General features: G+C 67.5%; 17 protein-coding genes. 1 reads left to right on the plus strand and 16 read right to left on the minus strand.

Annotation, left to right across the window (positions count from 1 at the left end; translation table 11 throughout):
• Nucleotide 1: 1 nt before the first annotated feature.
• From ctaD to ABEA39_RS16015, 4 genes are all read right to left on the minus strand, one after another.
• A complete protein-coding gene (ctaD, locus tag ABEA39_RS16000) occupies nucleotides 2–1747 on the minus strand; it encodes an aa3-type cytochrome oxidase subunit I (protein WP_345376956.1) in 1746 nt (581 codons plus the stop codon).
• Nucleotides 1748–1758: 11 nt separating this feature from the next.
• On the minus strand, nucleotides 1759–2655 hold the full coding sequence (ctaC, locus tag ABEA39_RS16005; RefSeq protein WP_345376957.1) for an aa3-type cytochrome oxidase subunit II: 897 nt from the start codon (nucleotides 2653–2655) through the stop codon (nucleotides 1759–1761).
• A 254-nt stretch (nucleotides 2656–2909) separates the two neighbouring features.
• Nucleotides 2910–3296 (minus strand): iron-sulfur cluster insertion protein ErpA, encoded by a 387-nt coding sequence (gene erpA / locus ABEA39_RS16010; RefSeq protein ID WP_345376958.1) that lies wholly within the window; start codon nucleotides 3294–3296, stop codon nucleotides 2910–2912.
• A gap of 48 nt (nucleotides 3297–3344) precedes the next feature.
• The gene (locus ABEA39_RS16015; RefSeq protein WP_345376959.1) at nucleotides 3345–4766 is read right to left on the minus strand and encodes a dipeptidase; all 1422 of its coding nucleotides are present in this window, start codon (nucleotides 4764–4766) and stop codon (nucleotides 3345–3347) included.
• Nucleotides 4767–4806: 40 nt separating this feature from the next.
• On the opposite strand from ABEA39_RS16015, the gene ABEA39_RS16020 reads away from it, so the two are divergent.
• Nucleotides 4807–5391: a DUF3043 domain-containing protein gene (locus ABEA39_RS16020; RefSeq protein WP_345376960.1), complete on the plus strand. Its 585-nt coding sequence runs from the start codon at nucleotides 4807–4809 to the stop codon at nucleotides 5389–5391.
• Nucleotides 5392–5499: 108 nt separating this feature from the next.
• Here the strand turns inward: ABEA39_RS16020 and ABEA39_RS16025 are convergent, their stop codons facing one another.
• The 12 genes from ABEA39_RS16025 to ABEA39_RS16080 form a co-directional block, all read right to left on the minus strand.
• On the minus strand, nucleotides 5500–6582 hold the full coding sequence (locus tag ABEA39_RS16025; protein WP_345376961.1) for a quinone-dependent dihydroorotate dehydrogenase: 1083 nt from the start codon (nucleotides 6580–6582) through the stop codon (nucleotides 5500–5502).
• The gene (nrdR, locus tag ABEA39_RS16030) at nucleotides 6579–7112 is read right to left on the minus strand and encodes a transcriptional regulator NrdR (protein ID WP_345376962.1); all 534 of its coding nucleotides are present in this window, start codon (nucleotides 7110–7112) and stop codon (nucleotides 6579–6581) included. The genes ABEA39_RS16025 and nrdR overlap by 4 nt, the downstream gene beginning before the upstream one ends.
• Nucleotides 7113–7175: 63 nt before the next feature.
• Nucleotides 7176–8486, minus strand: coding sequence for a histidinol dehydrogenase (hisD, locus tag ABEA39_RS16035; RefSeq protein ID WP_345376963.1), 1311 nt, complete (start codon nucleotides 8484–8486; stop codon nucleotides 7176–7178).
• Nucleotides 8487–8584: 98 nt separating this feature from the next.
• Nucleotides 8585–12046, minus strand: a complete 3462-nt coding sequence (dnaE, locus tag ABEA39_RS16040) for a DNA polymerase III subunit alpha (RefSeq protein ID WP_425556989.1) — start codon at nucleotides 12044–12046, stop codon at nucleotides 8585–8587.
• A gap of 129 nt (nucleotides 12047–12175) precedes the next feature.
• Entirely contained in the window at nucleotides 12176–13099 is a 924-nt protein-coding gene (locus ABEA39_RS16045; protein ID WP_345376965.1) for an RluA family pseudouridine synthase, read from the minus strand.
• Nucleotides 13096–13761 (minus strand): signal peptidase II, encoded by a 666-nt coding sequence (lspA, locus tag ABEA39_RS16050; protein WP_345376966.1) that lies wholly within the window; start codon nucleotides 13759–13761, stop codon nucleotides 13096–13098. Before lspA ends, ABEA39_RS16045 begins: the two co-directional genes overlap by 4 nt.
• Nucleotides 13762–13765: 4 nt before the next feature.
• Nucleotides 13766–14608 (minus strand): DivIVA domain-containing protein, encoded by an 843-nt coding sequence (locus tag ABEA39_RS16055; protein ID WP_345376967.1) that lies wholly within the window; start codon nucleotides 14606–14608, stop codon nucleotides 13766–13768.
• 164 nt (nucleotides 14609–14772) lie between these two features.
• Nucleotides 14773–15078 (minus strand): YggT family protein, encoded by a 306-nt coding sequence (locus ABEA39_RS16060; RefSeq protein ID WP_345376968.1) that lies wholly within the window; start codon nucleotides 15076–15078, stop codon nucleotides 14773–14775.
• Between the two features lie 107 nt (nucleotides 15079–15185).
• Nucleotides 15186–15737, minus strand: coding sequence for a cell division protein SepF (locus tag ABEA39_RS16065; protein WP_345376969.1), 552 nt, complete (start codon nucleotides 15735–15737; stop codon nucleotides 15186–15188).
• Nucleotides 15738–15774: 37 nt separating this feature from the next.
• Nucleotides 15775–16470, minus strand: coding sequence for a YggS family pyridoxal phosphate-dependent enzyme (locus ABEA39_RS16070; protein WP_345377182.1), 696 nt, complete (start codon nucleotides 16468–16470; stop codon nucleotides 15775–15777).
• Nucleotides 16471–16476: 6 nt separating this feature from the next.
• Nucleotides 16477–17631, minus strand: a complete 1155-nt coding sequence (gene ftsZ / locus ABEA39_RS16075; RefSeq protein WP_345376970.1) for a cell division protein FtsZ — start codon at nucleotides 17629–17631, stop codon at nucleotides 16477–16479.
• Between the two features lie 171 nt (nucleotides 17632–17802).
• A complete protein-coding gene (locus tag ABEA39_RS16080; RefSeq protein ID WP_345376971.1) occupies nucleotides 17803–18621 on the minus strand; it encodes an FtsQ-type POTRA domain-containing protein in 819 nt (272 codons plus the stop codon).
• Nucleotides 18622–18686: the final 65 nt, after the last annotated feature.

Raw genomic sequence — 18686 nt, forward strand, 5'->3', positions numbered from 1 at the left:
TCTACTTCACTTTCTCGTCGGACGCGTCGTACGTAGGGGCGTCGGGGGCATCCTTCAACGGGCCGATGCCGACCGGGAGGCCTGCCTCGGGGTGGTTCAAGTCGAAGGCCGGGGACTCCGAGCGGATACGCGGGATCGACGTGAAGTTGTGGCGGGGAGGCGGGCAGGAAGTGGCCCACTCGAGCGAGCGGCCGTAGCCCCAGGGGTCGTTCACTTCGACCTTCGGAGCGAGACGCGCCGTGATGTACACGTTGTAGATGAAGGGCAGCATCGAGACACCGAGCAGCATGGCGCCGGTGGTGGAGAGCTGGTTCATCCACGTGAAGCCGTCTTCGGGCTGGTAGGTCGCGTACCGACGCGGCATGCCCTCGACGCCGAGCCAGTGCTGGATCAGGAACGTCGTGTGGAAGCCGATGAACAGCAGCCAGAAGTGCACCTTGCCGAGACGCTCGTTGAGCATCTTGCCCGTCCACTTCGGCCACCAGAAGTAGAAGCCGGAGAACATCGCGAAGACGACGGTTCCGAAGACCACGTAGTGGAAGTGCGCGACCACGAAGTACGAGTCGGAGACGTGGAAGTCGAGCGGCGGCGACGCGAGGATGACACCGGTCAGACCACCGAAGGTGAAGGTGATCAGGAAGCCGATCGCCCACAGCATCGGGGTCTCGAACGTGATCGAGCCTCGCCACATGGTGCCGACCCAGTTGAAGATCTTCACGCCCGTCGGAACCGCGATGAGCATGGTCATCAGGGAGAAGAAGGGCAGGAGGACCGAACCGGTGACGTACATGTGGTGAGCCCACACGGTGACGGAAAGGGCGGCGATCGCGATGGTCGCGTAGATCAGGGTCTTGTAGCCGAAGATCGGCTTACGGCTGAAGACCGGGAACACCTCGGACACGATGCCGAAGAACGGCAGCGCGATGATGTACACCTCGGGGTGCCCGAAGAACCAGAACAGGTGCTGCCAAAGGATGGCGCCGCCGTTGGCCGGATTGAAGACGTTCGCGTCGAAGATGCGGTCGAAGCCGAGACCGAACAGAGCGGCAGCGAGGACCGGGAAGGCCATGATCACGAGGATCGAGGTGACCAAAGTGTTCCACGTGAAGATCGGCATACGGAACATCGTCATGCCGGGGGCGCGCATCGTGATGATCGTGGTGATGAAGTTCACGCCGCCCAAGATGGTGGAGAACCCTGTCAAGGCCAAGCCCATCACCCAGAGGTTCCCTCCTAAGCCTGGAGTGAACGTCGTATCGGAAAGTGGCGCGTAAGCGAACCACCCGAACGACGCGGCACCCTGCGGTGTGAGGAAGCCGGCGACGACGACGATCGCGCCGAAGAAGTAGAGCCAGAACGCGAAACCGTTCAGCCGCGGGAACGCGACGTCGGGAGCACCGATCTGCAGCGGCATCAGGGCGTTCGCGAAGCCGGAGAACAGCGGTGTCGCGAACAGCAGCAGCATGATCGTGCCGTGCATCGTGAAGAGCTGGTTGTACTGCTCCTTCGTCGCCACGACCGACAGGCCGGGCTCGAAGAGCTGGGCGCGGATCACGAGCGCCATCACCCCGCCGACGAGGAAGTAGACGAAGGACGTGATCAGGTACATGTACCCGAGGACCTTGTGGTCGGTCGAGGTCACCCAGCGGATGACGACGTTGCCCTTACGGCCGACGCGTGTGGTGTTGAAGTTCTGAGGTTGAGACTGTCCGCCCGTTGCGGGGCGAGTGGCAGTGGCTGAGCTCATCGAACGCCGCCTTACTTCGAGGAGGTGCTACCGGCGGCGGACGCCTCGGGAGCCTGGTTGTTGGGCTGGTTGGTGTTGGTGTTGTACTGGTCGCCCAGGTCGCCGACGTTGCCCTCGGCGGCGAGCTTGTCCAGGTAGGCCTGGTACTCGGTCGGGGAGACGACCTTCACGTTGAACAGCATGAGCGAGTGGTACTCGCCGCAGAGCTCGGCGCACTTGCCGGTGAAGGTCCCCTCCTTCAACGGGGTGAAGTACTCGTAGTTGGTCTTGCCGGGGATCATGTCCTTCTTGTAGAGGAAGTTCACGACCCAGAAGGAGTGGATCACGTCGCGCGACTTGAGGACGATCTTGACCGACTTGCCCTTGGGCAGGTAGAGGACCGGAAGCTTGGACTCGTCGACGTTGCCGTTGCCGAGCTCCTGCGCCTGGATGCCCTGGTAGTAGACGCTCTTCGACTTGTCGCTGGTGTTCATGTAGTTGAAGTCCCAGGCCCAGCGCTTGCCGTAGACCGTGATGGTCGTATCGGGGTTCGCGGTCGGCTTCTCGATGTCGGCCTGGTCGCGGGCGGTGAAGAAGAAGAAGCCCAGCACGAGGAACAGGGGCACGATCGTGTAGAAGATCTCGATCGGCATGTTGTAGCGCAGCTGAACGGGCAGGCCGGTCTGGTTCTTGCGACGGCGGTAGACGACGATCGCCCAGATGATGAGCACCCAGGTGATGATGCCGACGCCGAGGAGGACGATCCACGAGGTGACCCACAGACCGATCACGCTGTTCACGTGGTTCGTGGTGCCAGGGGTGGTGGGGAGCCAGCCCTGGAGTTGCTGCGTGGAACAGCCCGCCAGAACGAAGACCAGGGCGGCGGCCACGGGAATGGCTGCCCAGCGAATGCGGCGATTGGAGCGCACTGTTACCTCTCGGATGATGCGAGTGTGGGGCTTGCCGTCTCACCCGAGCGAGAGGCCCCTGGTAGCGAGGCTCTCGAAGTGCTCGAGGATCACTGCGGCGTGAACTTCACAGTAAGTGACGGAACATACTTAGCCTACTCGCAGGAGAGGCGTGCTCGAACACGTCGCCCCGCGAAACGCCGAAGGGGAACCATCCGTCTGGATGGTTCCCCTTCAGTGTCTGAATGCCTTCTCGAACCTGTCTGAACGGAGGCTCAGTGGAAGCTGTCACCGCAGGCGCAGGAGCCCTGAGCGTTGGGGTTGTCGATCGTGAAGCCCTGCTTCTGGATCGTGTCTTCGAAGTCGATCGAGGCCCCGTCGAGGTACGGCACGCTCATCTTGTCGACGACGACCTCGACACCGTCGAAGTCGACGGTCGCGTCGTTGTCGAGAAGTCGCTCGTCGAAGTAGAGCTGGTAGATGAGCCCCGAGCATCCCCCCGGTTGGACTGCGACGCGGAGGCGCAGGTCGTCGCGCCCCTCCTGCATGAGGAGGTTCTTGACCTTGACGGCGGCGGTGTCGGTGAGCAGGACCCCGTGGGCCTTGCTGTCTGCACCGGATTCGGTTGCAGTGGTGGCGGGAGCAGTTGCGATGTCCGTCATGGTGCCTCCTTCGAGCGATGGGGTGCGCGAACGCACGATGGTCTGATTCTAGGCGTCGAGGCTGCGAGCGTCGAGCCTCGCCAGCAGGAGCGCCTCGCTGAGGATCGACCGGTGGAAGACGCCGAGGTGCTGGGACTCGTTCGGGCTGTGCGCGCGTGTGTCGGGGTCTTCCACTCCCGTCACGAGGATCTGCGCTTCGGGGAACGTGTCGGCGAGGTCGCTGATGAAGGGGATGGAGCCGCCGATGCCGGTCTGGACGGGCGATTCGCCCCAGCCTTCGGCCAGCGCCTGGGTCGCCTCGGCGAGGGCCCAGCCGGAGGTGTCGACCAGGAACGGGTTGCCCCGGTCGACTTCGGAGATCTCGACGTGCGCGCCGAAGGGGGCGTGGGAACGGACGTGGGCCGCCAGGGCCTCGTAGGCGGCGTCGGCCGTCTGCCCCGGTGCGATGCGGGCGCTGATGCGGACGGAGATCTCCGGGCTGAGAGTGTTCGATGCGTTGGCCACGGTCGGGGCGTCGATGCCGGTCACGGTCAGGGAGGGCTGCGACCAGAGGCGGCTCAGGAGAGGGCCCGTCCCGATCGTCTCGACCCCGTCGAGCAGGCCGGTGTCGCGCCGGAGCTGCGCCTCTTCGTAGTCCGGGTACTCCGTCTCACGGGTCGTGAGGCCCTCGACCGCGACGGAACCGTTGTCGTCGTGGAGGGTGGCGAGGAGCTTGATCGTCGCCAGCATCGCGTCCGGCACCGCGCCGCCGAACATCCCCGAGTGCGAAGCGTGCTCCAGCGTCGTGACGGTCAGCTTGAACGTGACGTTGCCACGAAGGGCGACGGTCAGCGCGGGGATGCTCGTGGACCAGTTGTCGGCGTCGGCCACCACGATCACGTCCGCTGCCAGCTGCGCGCGGTGCTGGGCCAGGAAGTTCGTGAACGAGCGCGAGCCGAACTCCTCTTCGCCCTCGATGAACAGGACGAGTCCGAGCTGGAGATCGTCGCCGAGCACTTCTTTCACGGCACGCAGGGCCGCCACGTGAGTCATGACGCCGGCCTTGTCGTCGGAGGCGCCGCGACCGTAGAGGCGGTCGCCACGCACGGTGGGCTCGAACGGCGGGGTCTCCCACAGCTCGTCGGCCCCCTGCGGCTGCACGTCGTGGTGTGCGTAGAGGAGCACGGTCGGGCGTCCGTTCTTCGCGGTGCGGGTGGCGAGGACGGCCGGCTGGCCGAGCCCGCCGCCGTCGATCGGCGCCTGGCTCGTGGCCACGGAGTCGAACAGGCCGGTGCCCTCGACCAATGCGGCCACGGCGTCGGCGCTCCGGCGGACGTGGCTCGCGTCGAACGCGTCCCACGAGACGGACGGGATGCGCACCAGCGCGGACAGATCGGCGATCGATGCGGGGAGCGCCCCGTGGACCGACTCTCTCAGCTTCGCTGCAAGTTCGGCGTCGGTCGGCTGGACGAGGTGCTGATTCGCGGTCATGACGGGTAATCTTAGTTTCTCACCGACGCAAGGATCACTCGTGGCCAAGGCACCGATCGTCTCCCCCGACAACTCAGCGGAGACCAGCACCATCAAGGGCAAGGAAGCCCAGAACACCGGCAAGGGTCGTCCGACCCCGACCCGCAAAGAGCGCGAGGCCGCGAACCTCCGCCCCCTCGTCGCCGTCGGCAAAGAGGAGCGCAAGGCTCAGCGCGACCGCGTCGCCGACCAGCGCAACCGGGCCCGCATCGGCCTCGCCAACGGCGAAGAGAAGTTCCTGCCCGCCCGCGACAAGGGCCCGCAGCGCAAGTACGTCCGCGACTACATCGACGCTCGGTGGAGCGTCGGCGAGCTGATGATCCCCGTCATGGTGATCATCCTCATCTCCAGCCTGATCCCCAAGGCGCAGGCCGTCACCCTCTACGTGCTGTGGGCGTTCGTCGTGGTCGCCGTCGTCGACTGCCTTCTGGTCGGTCAGCGCATCCACACGAAGCTCGCGGCGAAGTACGGCAAGGAGAACGTCGAGCGCGGGCTGCGCTGGTACGCCTCGATGCGCGCCCTGCAGCTGAAGATCATGCGCATGCCCAAGTCGCAGATCAAGCGCGGGCAGTACCCCGAGCTCTGACTCGGGTTCGCCGGGTCTTTATCGGGCCGAAACGACCAAGGCCCCTCCGCCGTGCGGAGGGGCCTTCGTCGTACCGCCTGCAGATGGGGCCGGATGATCCGCCCAGCGTCAGGACGCGCGACGCCGCAGACGCAGCAGCCCGCGGTTGATCTCGCGCGCCCAGAGCGGCCCCTTGTAGAGGAATGCCGTGTAGCCCTGCACCAGCGTCGCCCCGGCGAGGAGGCGCTCGTGGACGTCGTCCGCCGTGAACACTCCCCCGACGCTGATCACGCAGAGCGTCTCGGGGACGACCTCGCGGATGACTCGGAGCACAGCAAGTGACCGGTCGGCCAGCGGGGCCCCCGAGAGACCGCCCGCGCCGGCAGCGGTCACGACCTTCGGGTCGGTTGCGAGCCCCTCACGGGACAGCGTGGTGTTGGTCGCGATGATGCCGTCGAGGCCGAGCTCGACGACGAGCGCGGACACCTTGCGGACAGCATCGTCTTCGAGGTCGGGGGCGATCTTCACGAGGACGGGCGTCGACCCCGCGGTGTCGCGGACCGCGGTCAGCAGAGGCGCCAGCTTGTCGAGCTCCTGCAGCCCTCGGAGGCCGGGGGTGTTGGGCGACGAGACGTTGACGGCGAGGTAGTCGGCCAGAGGAGCCAGCAGTCGCGTCGACACGAGGTAGTCGTCGACGGCGTCGTCGACGGCCACGACTCGACTCTTGCCGATGTTGACGCCGATCACGGGACGGTTGCGCAGGTGGCGTGCACGACCGATCTCACCCGCGGCCTTGAGGGCGCCGCCGTTGTTGAACCCCATGCGGTTGACCACGGCGAGATCGTCGACGAGACGGAACAGGCGCGGCCGATCGTTACCCGGCTGGGCTCGGGCCGTGATCGTGCCGACCTCGACGTGGCCGAAGCCGAGGGTGCCGAGACCCGCGATGCCTCGGGCGTCTTTGTCGAACCCGGCGGCGACGCCGAAGGGCGACGGGAACGTCAGACCGAGAGTGGTGACCTTCAACGTGCGATGGGGCTTGGTGGAGGTGCGCACCGCACGACCGACGAACGGGATGCGGGGCAGCGCGCGGATGAACGAGAAGGCGAAGTGATGAGCCGCCTCCGGGTCCATCCGGCGGAAGAAGTGACGGAAGACGAAGGCGTAGAGACCGTCGAGGCTTGTGCCACCGGCATCTGCCTCGTCGCTCACTCGCCGACCCCCCGACCGGCGGAGGACGAGGAGGCCTGCTCGGCACCTGTCGCCGAAGCGTCGGCCTCGCGGCGTGCTGCGCCGGCGTGCTCTTCGCGCAATTGACGGATCGACTCCTCGAAGTCGTCGAGCGACTCGAAGGCCTGGTACACGCTGGCGTAACGGAGGTAGGCGACCTCGTCGAGCTCGCGCAAGGGCGGCAGGATCGCGAGACCGACCTCGTTGGCGTCGATCTGGGACGCACCGCTGGCACGCACCGCCTCCTCGACCTTCTGGGCGAGGACGGCCAGGTCGCCGTCGGTGACGGGTCGGCCCTGGCAGGCCTTGCGCACCCCGGAGATGATCTTCTCGCGACTGAACGGCTCGAGGACCCCGTTGCGCTTGATCACCGCGAGGCTCGCGGTCTCGGTGGTCGAGAACCGTCGGCCGCAGTTGGGGCACTGTCGGCGTCGCCGGATCGACGTGCCGTCGTCGCTCGTTCGGGAGTCGACGACTCGGGAGTCGGGATGGCGGCAGAAGGGGCAGAACATGGTGGCCTCAGATTATCGTGACTGCTGGTGACGAAGGCCCGGGAACCGTCGCCTGGGGAGAACCTAGGGGCGGTCGAATCGCGCCGACACGGCCTCGCCGTGCGCAGGCAGGCGTTCGGCCTTCGACAGGGCGACGAGCCGATCGACCACGTCGCGGAGCGGTTCGGCCGAGTAGGTGACGATCTGCTGCGGCCGGAGGAAGGTGTAGGCGCCCAAGCCCGGCGAGTAGCGAGCCTGCCCGCCGGTCGGCAGCACGTGATTCGACCCGGCGAGGTAGTCGCCGAGGCTCACCGGGGTGTGCGGCCCGACGAAGACCGCCCCGGCGTTCTCGATGCCGGCGAGCACCTCCTCGTCGCGCGACGTCTGGATCTCGAGGTGCTCCGGACCGTAGGCGTTGCTGAACGCCACGGCGCCGGCGAGGTCGTCGACCAGGAAGATCTGCGACTGCGGCCCGCCGAGGGCGGTGGCGACGCGCTCGGCGCTGTGGGTCAGCGGCGCGAGGCGATCGACTTCGGCCGAGACGCGCTCGGCGAACGCCGGCGAATCCGTCACCAGCACCGCCGATGCCTCCTCGTCGTGTTCGGCCTGGCTGATCAGGTCGACCGCGACGAACGTGGCGTCGGCGGAGTCGTCGGCGATCACGAGGATCTCGGTCGCCCCGGCCTCGGCGTCGATGCCGACCCGACCGCGCACCAGCCGCTTGGCCGCCGCGACGAAGTTGTTGCCCGGCCCGGTGATGACCTGCACCGGCTCGAGTCCGAGGTCGTCGACCCCGTAGGCCAGCGCCCCGATCGCCCCCGCCCCGCCGATGGCGTACACCTCGTCGATGCCGAGCAGGCCTGCGGCGGCGAGAATCGCGGGATGCACGTTCCCGCCGAATTCGGCCTGTGCCGGTGAGACCAGCGCGATCGATCCGACCCCGGCCACCTGCGCCGGAACGACGTTCATGGCGACGCTCGACGGGTAGACCGCCTTGCCGCCGGGAACGTAGACGCCGGCACGGGCCACCGGCTGCCAGCGCTGTTCGATCGTGGCGCCGGGCGCGGGATGCGTCACCTGCGCGGCAGGGACCTGGGCGCGACTCGACACGGTCACCCGCGCGATCGACTCCTCCAGGGCCGCCCGCACCAGCGGGTCGAGTTCGGCGACGGCGCGCGCGATCGCGTCGGCCGGCACGCGGAGGGTGGCCGGACGCACGTGGTCGAACCGCTCGGCCTGGTCGAGCAGTGCCGCGGAGCCGCGCCGACGGACGTCGTCGATCAGGGCCTCGGCAGCGTCGGAGGCTGCGGTCACGTCGGCGACTGCGCGGGGAATGAGGGCGAGGAGTTGCGCGCTCGAGAGGGCGCGACCCCGGAGATCGGTCGTCTGCATCATGGCCCCCTCAGCCTATCGGGGCGGCCGCCGGCCGTCGGAGCGACCACTGGTCATCGGAGCGGTCGCCAGCCGGCTCGTTCGCCGGCCTGACAGCGCCGTCAGGCCAGGCAGCTCGGCCCGAGCAGACTCTTCAACTCGCCGTAGAGGTCGGCCGTGATGTCGACCGGGTACGGGATCTCGAACGTGCGCGCGTTGTCGCCCCGGAGCAGGCGCAGCCGGACCTCGGTGTCGCCCGCGTGGCGACCGAGGACGGCCCCGAGCTCGGTCACGACGTCGGTCGTGGCCCGGAACTCCGGCATACTCAAGACGAGCGGCCCGTTGCTCACCGACGCGCCGAGGTCGGGCATCATCATGCTCACGGCGTGCATGTTCATGCCGTCGTCGCGCACGCTGACCCGACCGCGGAGCACGATGATCGCATCGCCCACCAGGGTCGGACCGAACTCTTGGTAGGTCTTGCCCAGGAACATCGCACTGATCTCGCCGGAGAAGTCCTCGACCGTGATGATGCCGTAGGGGTTGCCGGAGTTGCGCGCGACGCGGTGCTGGACGCTGGTGATGAGGCCGGCCACGACGACCGTCTCACCGTCGATCGAGTCGTCGCTCGAGGTGATGTGCGCGATCGTGGTCGACGCGTGCTTGGCCAACTGGAGCTCGAGACCCGCCAGCGGGTGGTCGGAGACGTACAGGCCCAGCATGTCGCGCTCGAACGCGAGTTTGTCGCGTTTCGACCACTCCGGCCGGACGGGCACCTGCTGGACCTGCGCCGGTTCGTCCCACAGGGAGTCGAAGTCGAAGCCGACCTGGCCGTTGGCCTCGGCCCGCTTCTCACTCACGGCCGCTTCGACCGCGCTCTCGTGGATCTCGACGAGGGACCGTCGGGTGTCGCCGAGGGAGTCGAAGGCGCCGGCCTTGACGAGGGACTCGACGGTGCGCTTGTTCGCGACGGGGATGGGCACCTTGCGCAGGAAGTCGTGGAACGACGTGAAGGCGCCCTTCTCCTGCCGCGCCGCGATGATGTGGTCGACGACGTTGAAGCCCACGTTGCGGACGGCGCCCATGCCGAAGCGGATGTCTTCGCCGACGGCGGCGAAGAAGCCGATCGACTCGTTGACGTCGGGCGGCAGCACCTTGATGCCCATGCGGCGGCACTCGTTGAGGTAGAGCCCCAGCTTGTCGCGCGAGTCGCCGACGCTCGTGAGCAGCGCGGCCATGTACTCGGCCGGATAGTGCGCCTTGAGATAGGCGGTCCAGTAGGAGACCACGCCGTACGCGGCCGAGTGGGCCTTGTTGAAGGCGTAGTCGGAGAAGGGCAGAAGGATGTCCCAGATCTTCTGCACGGCGTCGGCCGAGTAGCCGTTGTCGAGCATGCCCTGCTGAAAGCCCGCGTACTGCTTGTCGAGCTCGGACTTCTTCTTCTTGCCCATCGCGCGACGGAGGATGTCGGCCTGGCCGAGGCTGAACCCCGCCAGTTTCTGCGCGACGCTCATGACCTGCTCCTGATAGATGATCAGGCCGTACGTGCCGCCGAGGACTTCGGACAGGGGCTCTTCGAGTTCGGGGTGGATGGCCGTGATCTCTTGCAGGCCGTTCTTGCGCAGGGCGTAGTTCGTGTGCGAGTTCGCCCCCATGGGGCCCGGCCGGTAGAGCGCGATGACGGCCGAGATGTCTTCGAAGTTGTCGGGCTTCATCAGTCGCAGCAGGCCGCGCATGGGCCCGCCGTCGAGCTGGAAGACGCCGAGCGTGTCGCCGGACGACAGAAGGTCGTAGGCGCCCTTGTCTTCGAGCTCGAGATCTTCGAGGACGAGGTCGATGTCGCGGTTCGTCTTGATGTTGTCGAGGGCGTCGTTGATGATCGTGAGGTTGCGGAGCCCCAGAAAGTCCATCTTGATGAGCCCGAGGGCTTCGCTGGCCGGGTAGTCGAACTGCGTGACGATCTGGCCGTCCTGCTCCCGCTTCATGATCGGGATGATGTCGATCAGGGGGTCGCTCGACATGATGACGCCGGCCGCGTGGACGCCCCACTGCCGCTTCAGACCTTCGAGGCCGAGGGCCGTGTCGAAGACGGTCTTCGCCTCCGGGTCGCCCTCGACGACCGCGCGGATGTCGCCGGCCTCCTTGTAGCGGGCGTGGTCACGGTCGAAGATGCCGGTGAGGGGGATGTCCTTCCCCATGATCGCGGGAGGCATCGCCTTGGTGAGCTTCTCCCCCATGCCGAACGGGAAGCCGAGTACCCGGGAGGAGTCTTTCAGGGCCTGCTTGGCCTTGATCGTGCCGTACGTGACGATCTGGGCGACGCGCTCCGAACCGTACTTGTCGGTGACGTAGTTGATGACCTCGGTGCGCCGACGGTCGTCGAAGTCGACGTCGAAGTCGGGCATGGAGACGCGGTCGGGGTTGAGGAACCGCTCGAAGATGAGGCCGTGGCGCAGCGGGTCGAGGTCGGTGATGCGCATGGCGTAGGCGGCCATGGAACCGGCGCCGGAACCACGGCCCGGCCCGACCCGGATGCCGTTGTCTTTGGACCAGTTGATGAAGTCGGCGACGACCAGGAAGTAGCCGGGGAAGCCCATCTGGCGGATGACGCCGACCTCGTAGTCGGCCCGCTCGCGCACCGCTTGCGGGATGCCGTCGGGGTACCGGAACTCGAGGCCCTTCTCGACCTCTTTGACGAACCAGGTGTCTTCGGTCTCCCCCTCGGGCACCGGGAACCGCGGCATGTAGTTCGCCTCGGTGTCGAATTTGACCTCGCAGCGCTCGGCGATCAGCAGCGTGTTGTCGCAGGCTTCGGGGTGATCACGGAACAGGTGGCGCATCTGGGCGGCGGTCTTGAGGTAGAACTCGTCGGCGTCGAACTTGAACCGATTGGGGTCGCTCAGGGTCGAGCCCGACTGCACGCAGAGGAGCGCGGCGTGGCTCGTGGCGTCGTGCTCGTGCGTGTAGTGGAGGTCGTTCGTGGCCACAAGCGGGAGGTCGAGCTGCTTGGCGAGCTTGATCAGGTCGCCCAAGATGCGGCGTTCGATGCCCAGGCCGTGGTCCATGATCTCGGCGAAGTAGTTCTCTTTGCCGAAGATGTCACGGAAGTCGGAGGCCGCCTTGACGGCCTCGTCGTACTGGCCGAGACGGAGCCTCGTCTGCACCTCGCCGCTCGGGCAGCCGGTGGTCGCGATGAGCCCGGCCGAGTACTCGGAGAGCAGTTCGCGGTCCATTCGCGGCTTGAAGTAGTACCCCTCGAGCGACGCCTTCGACGACAGCCGGAAGAGGTTGTGCATGCCCTCGGTGGACTGCGACAACAGGGTCATGTGCGTGTACGAGCCGGCGCCCGACACGTCGTCGCGGCCGCCGTCGCCCCACTTGACCCGGGTCTTGTCGCCGCGGTGGGTGCCCGGGGTGATGTACGCCTCGGTGCCGATGATCGGTTTGATGCCCGCGGCCGTCGCGGTCTTGTAGAAGTCGAAGGCGCCGAACATGTTGCCGTGGTCGGTCACGGCGACAGCCGGCATGCCCTGCCGGACCGCCTCTTCGACCATGGGCGCCACGCGCGCCGCCCCGTCGAGCATCGAGTATTCGCTGTGGACGTGCAGGTGCACGAAGGAATCGTTGCTCGAAGACAAGGCACTCCTAGAAGAAGGATCGAAGGCGTTTTCCAAGAGTAGCCGCGACCACCGACGTCGACGGGCGTGTCGTCGTCAGGAGGCGCGGAGGACCTCGAGTGCGTGTTGAAGGTCGGCCGGGTAGGTCGACCGGAACTCCACCCATTCCCCCGTGCCCGGGTGCGCGAAGCCCAGCCGGACCGCATGCAACCACTGCCGGGTGAGCCCCAGCTTGGTCGAGAGGGTGGGGTCGGCGCCGTAGAGCGCGTCGCCGACGCAGGGGTGCCTCTGGGCCGCCATGTGCACGCGGATCTGGTGAGTCCGACCCGTCTCGAGGTGCACTTCGAGGAGCGAAGCGGCGGGGAACGCCTCGACGGTCTCGTAGTGCGTGACGGAGGGCTTGCCGTCGACGACGACCGCGAACTTCCACGACGACGAAGGGTGTCGGCCGAGGGGAGCATCGATCGTGCCGGTGAGGGGATCGGGGTGACCCTGGACGACGGCGTTGTAGACCTTCTCGACGGTGCGTTCGCGGAAGGCCTGCTTGAGCAGCGTGTAGGCGCGCTCGCTCTTCGCGACGACCATCAGCCCGCTGGTGCCGACGTCGAGGCGATGCACGATGCCCGCGCGCTCGGTCGCCCCGCTCGTCGAGATGCGGAAGCCGGCGCCGGCGAGCCCGCCCAGCACGGTGGGCCCGGTCCATCCCACGGAGGGATGAGCGGCGACCCCGACCGGTTTGTCGACGACGACGATGTCGTCGTCGTCGTGGACGATGGCCATGCCGGGGACCTCGACCGGGACGACGGTCGGCTCCTGCTTCGGGGTCCAGGTGACTTCGAGCCACGAACCCGCCTCGAGGCGGTCGGACTTGCCGAGAGTGCGGCCGTCGACGGTCACGCCGTCGGCGCCCGCCACTTCGGCGGCGAAGGTCCGGCTGAAACCGAGGAGCTTGGCGAGGGCGGCGTCGACGCGTTCGCCCGCGAGGCCGTCAGGTACGGGCAGGGAACGGGTTTCGCTCATCGCTCGTCTCCGGTCGGTCGGGTGTGCGCGGTGGCGGGGTGGGCGACGTCGCCGGGCTCGCCCTCGACGTGGACGGTGCCGTCCGGCCCGGCCACGATCTGCACCACGTCGGCGTCGTCGCTGCCGGGGACCGGCTTCTTCGACTGCGTCCGGCGCCCGTCGAGCCCGACGCCGAGAAGGGTCAGGAGGAGCAGGAGCCCCATGCTCGAGACGATGAAGGTGTCGGCGAGGTTGAAGATCGCGGGGAGGATCCACGGCAGGTAGATGAAGTCGACCACGTGGCCCACCCCGAATCCCGGCTCGCGGAAGAGGCGATCGGTGAGGTTGCCGCAGGTGCCGCCCAGGAGCATGCCGAGCATGAGTGCCCAGCGGGTGGAGCGGATGCGGCGGATCAACACGATGATCGCGACGACTACGACAGCCGCGGCGATGGAGAAGATCCAGGTGGAGCCGGTGGCGAGCGAGAACGCCGCTCCCGGGTTCTTCACGAAGTGGAGGTGCAGGACGGGGCCGAGCTCGACGTCCTGGTACTCCCGGAGATTCTTGACGATCAGGAACTTGGTGCCCTGGTCGAGGATGTAGACGATGACAGCCACGAAGGCCAGTGTCAGCAGGACGCGGACACTGGCCTTCTTGGAGACTGCCTCGGAGGTCTTGGCCAAACCCCTAGTTGGAGCCGAAGCCCTGGTAGCTGGCCGGAGCGTTCGTCTGAGCCGAGACGGGCTCGGGCGTCGAGGAGTCGCCCTCGAGCTCGTGGAGCTGGCCCTCGATGTAGCTCTTCAGCTTCGCGCGGTACTCGCGCTCGAAGGTGCGGAGGTCGTCGATGCGGTGCTCGAGACCGATGCGCTCGTTGTCGAGACGCTCGACCAGGGCACGCTGCTCGGTGTCGATCTTCTCGGCGCGGGCGCGGTGCTCGTTCTCGAACGCCTCGACCTTGGCGCGCTGCTCGGCCTCGGTCTGCTCGACGAGAGCGCGGTGCTCGTTCTCGAACTGCTCGGCCTGTGCCCGCTGGGCGGTCTCGGCGTCGGAGACGATGCGAGCGGCGGTGGCGTGACCCTCGGCGATGAGGGAGTCACGCTTCTCGATGCCCTCGCGGACGTGCTCCTCGTGAAGGCGGCGGGCCAGCTGGAGGAGGTTGTTCGTGCTGGTGGTCTCGTCGACGCTCGGCGCCGCGTAGGCAGCGGTCTCGGGTGCGACGGCGGCGGGGGCCGCTACCGGAGCGGGCGCTGCTGCGACGGGCTCGGGGGTGGGCTCCGGCTCGGGCGCCGCGACGGGCTCGGGAGCTGCGGCCACGGGGGCCGGAGCGGCCGACGCGTTCTTCTCGAGCTCGACGCTCTTGGACTCGCTCGCGGCGAGGCGCTGACGGAGCTCGTCGTTCTCCTGGCCGAGACGACGAAGCTCGACGACGACCTCGTCGAGGAAGTCGTCCACCTCGTCTTGGTCGTAGCCCTCACGGAACTTCGTCGGCTGGAACCGCTTGTTGACTACGTCTTCAGGCGTCAAAGCCATTGCCGTCACCTCGTGAATCTGCTGGATCGGACCGATAGTGGCACCCCCCTGTGGAGACACCCGACCCGATTGTGAAAAGAAAGTTGCGGCACGTCTCACGACGTGCTCCCGTCAAGACTACAACGCCCTCGGGCACGTGGCCTGATCAGCGACGCGCCGGGTCGTCAGAAGGCGGAGCGCGACAGCGCCGACGCGACGCTCATCAGGATGACGACGGCCAGCATGACGATGCTCCAGCCGAAGTCGAGAGCGACCGACCCGAGACGGATGGGCGGCAGGATGCGACGGATCGCCTTGATGGGCGGGTCGGTCGTCGTGTACGTGGCCTCGGCGAGCACCAGCAGACCACCCTTGGGGCGATAGCTGCGGCTCACCGACTGCGTGAGGTCGAAGACGAACCGCGCCCACATCAACAGGAAGAAGACGAGCAGGACGACGTAGACCACGGAGGCGACCAGGTGGACGATCATGAGGGAGACATCATCTCGTACGGCTCGGGACCGGGCACGCGCCACGGCGGATCGGACAGAGGGGCGTCACTCCGAACCCTCGGAGCGCCCGGACCCGGGCCGGCGGCTCAGGACTGAGCGAAGAACGACGCCTCGATGTCGGACTCTACCTCAGGCGCATCTCCACTCACTGCGATGTGGGCGGGCGAGAGGAGGAACACCTTGTTCGTGACGCGCTCGATCTTTCCGAGCAGGCCCTGCGAGAGCCCACTGGCGAAGTCGACGAGGCGCCGGGCATCCCCCTCGGACATCTGCGAGAGGTTGATGATCACGGGGATGCCGTCGCGGAAGCTCTCGGCGATCGTCTGGGCGTCCTTGTACTCGCGAGGGTGGACTGTGAGGATCTCGTTCATCTCGGTGGGTGCCGCAATCTTGGTCGTCGTCGTGGTGCGACGCAGGGGCGTCACGGGTGCGCGGTTCTGGACCGGCGCGGGGGCTGCGGCCGGAGCCGGTGCCACGGGGGCGACGCGGCGGGCCACGGGAGCGGCGGCCGGGGCGGCCACGGGCTGCGGAGCGGTCTGCTGCTGGGCAGCGGGGGCCTGACGGGGCTCTTCGTCGTACTCGAGTTCCTCGTCGGCGAGGCCCAGGTAGACCATGGTCTTCTTCAGCGGGTTCGCCATTTTTCTTCCTCCGGATGGTTGCGCGTCTGCCACGACATTAACCAGCGTCGGGCCTGTTTCCCGTGATTGCCGTACCGATTCGTAGGTGTGTCGCGCCTTCGGCGATCGCGTCCGCGAAATCGTGCGACATCCCGGCCGAGATCCGGTCGGCGGCGGGGTCCAGGCGACGCACCCGTTCGGAGAGGTCGCGGAGTCGGGCGAACGCGCGTCGGGGCTCCTCGTCGAGGGGCGCCACGGCCATGACCCCGCGGAGGCGGAGACCCGGGGTCGCGAGGACGCGCTCGACGAGCACCTCGAGATCGTCGGGAGCGACACCGCCGCGGGCGGGATCGTCGGTCAGGTTGACCTGGACGAAGCCCCGCAGGGCATCCCCCGTCTCAGCCGAGAGGGCGTCGACGACGCTCGCCCGGTCGAGCGAGTGGACCGCATGGACGTACGCGCGAGCCTGACGGGCCTTCTTCGACTGCAGCTGCCCCACGAAGTGCCACCGGAGACCGTCGAGGTCGGCCGTGTCGCGAGCCTTCGCCTGCGCCTCCTGGTGCCGGTTCTCACCGACGTCGCGGACGCCGAGGGCATGCAGCTCTCGGACGAGCGACACCGGGTGGAACTTCGTCACCACGATGGTCGTGATCTCGTCCGGCTCACGACCGACTGCGCGAGTCGCGTCGGCGATCCGTCCGAAGACGGTGTCGACGCGCTCGCGCAGTTCGGCAGAGGCGGAGACCTCGGAGATGATGACCTACTTCAGGAAGTCCGGGACGTCGAGGTCGTCGTCGCCGCCGTCGAAGGCCGGGTCGACGGCCGGGGCGGCGGGAGCCTGCTCGGGGCGCTGCCAGCTCGGCACCGCGCCGCTGTCGGCGATCGCGCTGACCCCGGCGACCGTGGTGGTGGCGGGTTCGGCGGTCTCGACGAAGCTCGAGCGGCGTTCGGCGCTCTTGGTCGTCGGCTCGCCGCCGTCGAATCCGGCGGCGATGACGGTGACGCGCACCTCGTCGCCGAGGGTGTCGTCGATCACGGCGCCGAAGATGATGTTGGCCTCGGGATGCACGGCCTCCTGCACGAGACGAGCGGCGTCGTTGATCTCGAAGATGCCGAGGTTCGATCCGCCCTGGATGGAGAGGAGAACGCCGTGCGCCCCGTCGATCGAGGCTTCGAGCAGCGGTGAAGCCACGGCGAGCTCGGCGGCCTTGATCGCGCGGTCGGCGCCTCGGGACGAGCCGATGCCCATGAGGGCCGAACCGGCGCCCTGCATGACGCTCTTCACGTCGGCGAAGTCGAGGTTGATCAGACCCGGGGTCGTGATGAGGTCGGTGATGCCCTGCACACCGGCGAGAAGGACCTGGTCGGCGGTGCCGAAGGCCTCGACCATCGAGATGCCGCGCTCCGAGATCTCGAGGAGGCGGTCGTTCGGCACGACGATGAGGGTGTCGACCTCTTCTTTCAGCTGGGCGACACCGGCCTCGGCCTGAGCCTGGCGGCGGCGACCCTCGAAGCCGAACGGCTTCGTGACGACACCGATGGTCAGAGCGCCGATCGACTTGGCGATGCGGGCCACGACGGGCGCGCCACCCGTTCCGGTGCCGCCCCCCTCGCCGGCGGTGACGAAGACCATGTCGGCTCCCGCAAGGGCCTCTTCGATCTCTTCGGCGTGGTCCTCGGCGGCACGACGGCCGACCTCGGGGTCCGCACCGGCACCGAGGCCGCGCGTGAGCTCACGACCGACGTCGAGCTTCACGTCGGCATCGCTGAGGAGCAGAGCCTGCGCATCGGTGTTGATCGCGATGAACTCGACTCCGCGGAGGCCGAGCTCGATCATGCGGTTCACGGCGTTGACGCCGCCGCCGCCGACACCGACGACCTTGATCACGGCTAGGTAGTTATGGTTCGTTGTCACGTCCGGCCTCCGCCAAAATTACGAGCTCAAGTTCTGGGATCAAGCTTAAAGTTCTACTTGAGGCTTAAAGTTATCCTCAGTATGCATATCTGCAGTCACAAGGTAGGTGGCCCGCCCTGCTGCTGCCTCGATGTGATCCGCGTGTCGTGAAACACGCGGCGGGAACAGTGCCTATTTCGTTCGGATGATCCCGTTGTCGGGGGCCGACACGTCGTACTCGACCGACTGGGTGGGGTTGGTCGCCTTGTGGCTCTTGATGAGCCCGGTGAGGAGTTCGGCCTTCTGGGTCGAGGCCTCGGCACTCCCCCACACCACCTCCTCGCCCGTCGAGAGCATGAGCGTGACGTCGTCCGCCGTCGACGCGCTGACCCCCTTGACCGTGGTGCGCAGGCTCGTCGGCAACGACAGGAGCACCTCGGCGGCGGCCCGGTACACGTTGCCGTCGAGGGTCGCGCCCTTCACGTCGACGAGCGGGACGTCGGCGGGCTGGGTCGTCGAGGTCGTGATGATGACACCGGCGGGGTCGACCAGTTCGTAGGTCTTGCCGACCAATACCGAGGCGATCGGCTGCCGTTCGGTGATCCGGATGACGAGGGTGTGCGGCGGCTTCGTCTCGGTGACGTAGCTCTCGATCAAAGGGAAGTTCGAGAGGTCGCTCTTGACGGCGCCGAAGTCGATGAGCGCCAGCGGTTTGCCGACCTGCCCCTTGAGCGACGTGAGGACGGCGCCGCGGTCGACACGACTCGTCCCCTGCACGGAGATCGTCTGGAGGGAGAGCAGCGGAGAGAAGACCCCGAGGGTGACCCCGCCGACCAGCACGACCACGATCGCTCCGGCGGTGATCCAGCCGGCGCGGCGATGACGGGTGCGGCGGGTGAACCGGCGCACCTCGGTGCGCTCGACGGCCCGGCGTTCGGCGGCTGCTCGGCGGGCGGCCCGGCGGGTCTCCCGGGCACGTTCGCGGGCTTCGTCGGCCGAGGTGTCGGGCACGTCGAGGAAGGCCGGCTGCGGGGTGGGCGCGGCAGGCCGCGAGGGGGGAACGCGGGATGCCCGGG

Origin of the sequence: Frondihabitans cladoniiphilus (genome assembly GCF_039544345.1) — a bacterium.
Lineage (GTDB): Bacteria > Actinomycetota > Actinomycetes > Actinomycetales > Microbacteriaceae > Frondihabitans > Frondihabitans cladoniiphilus.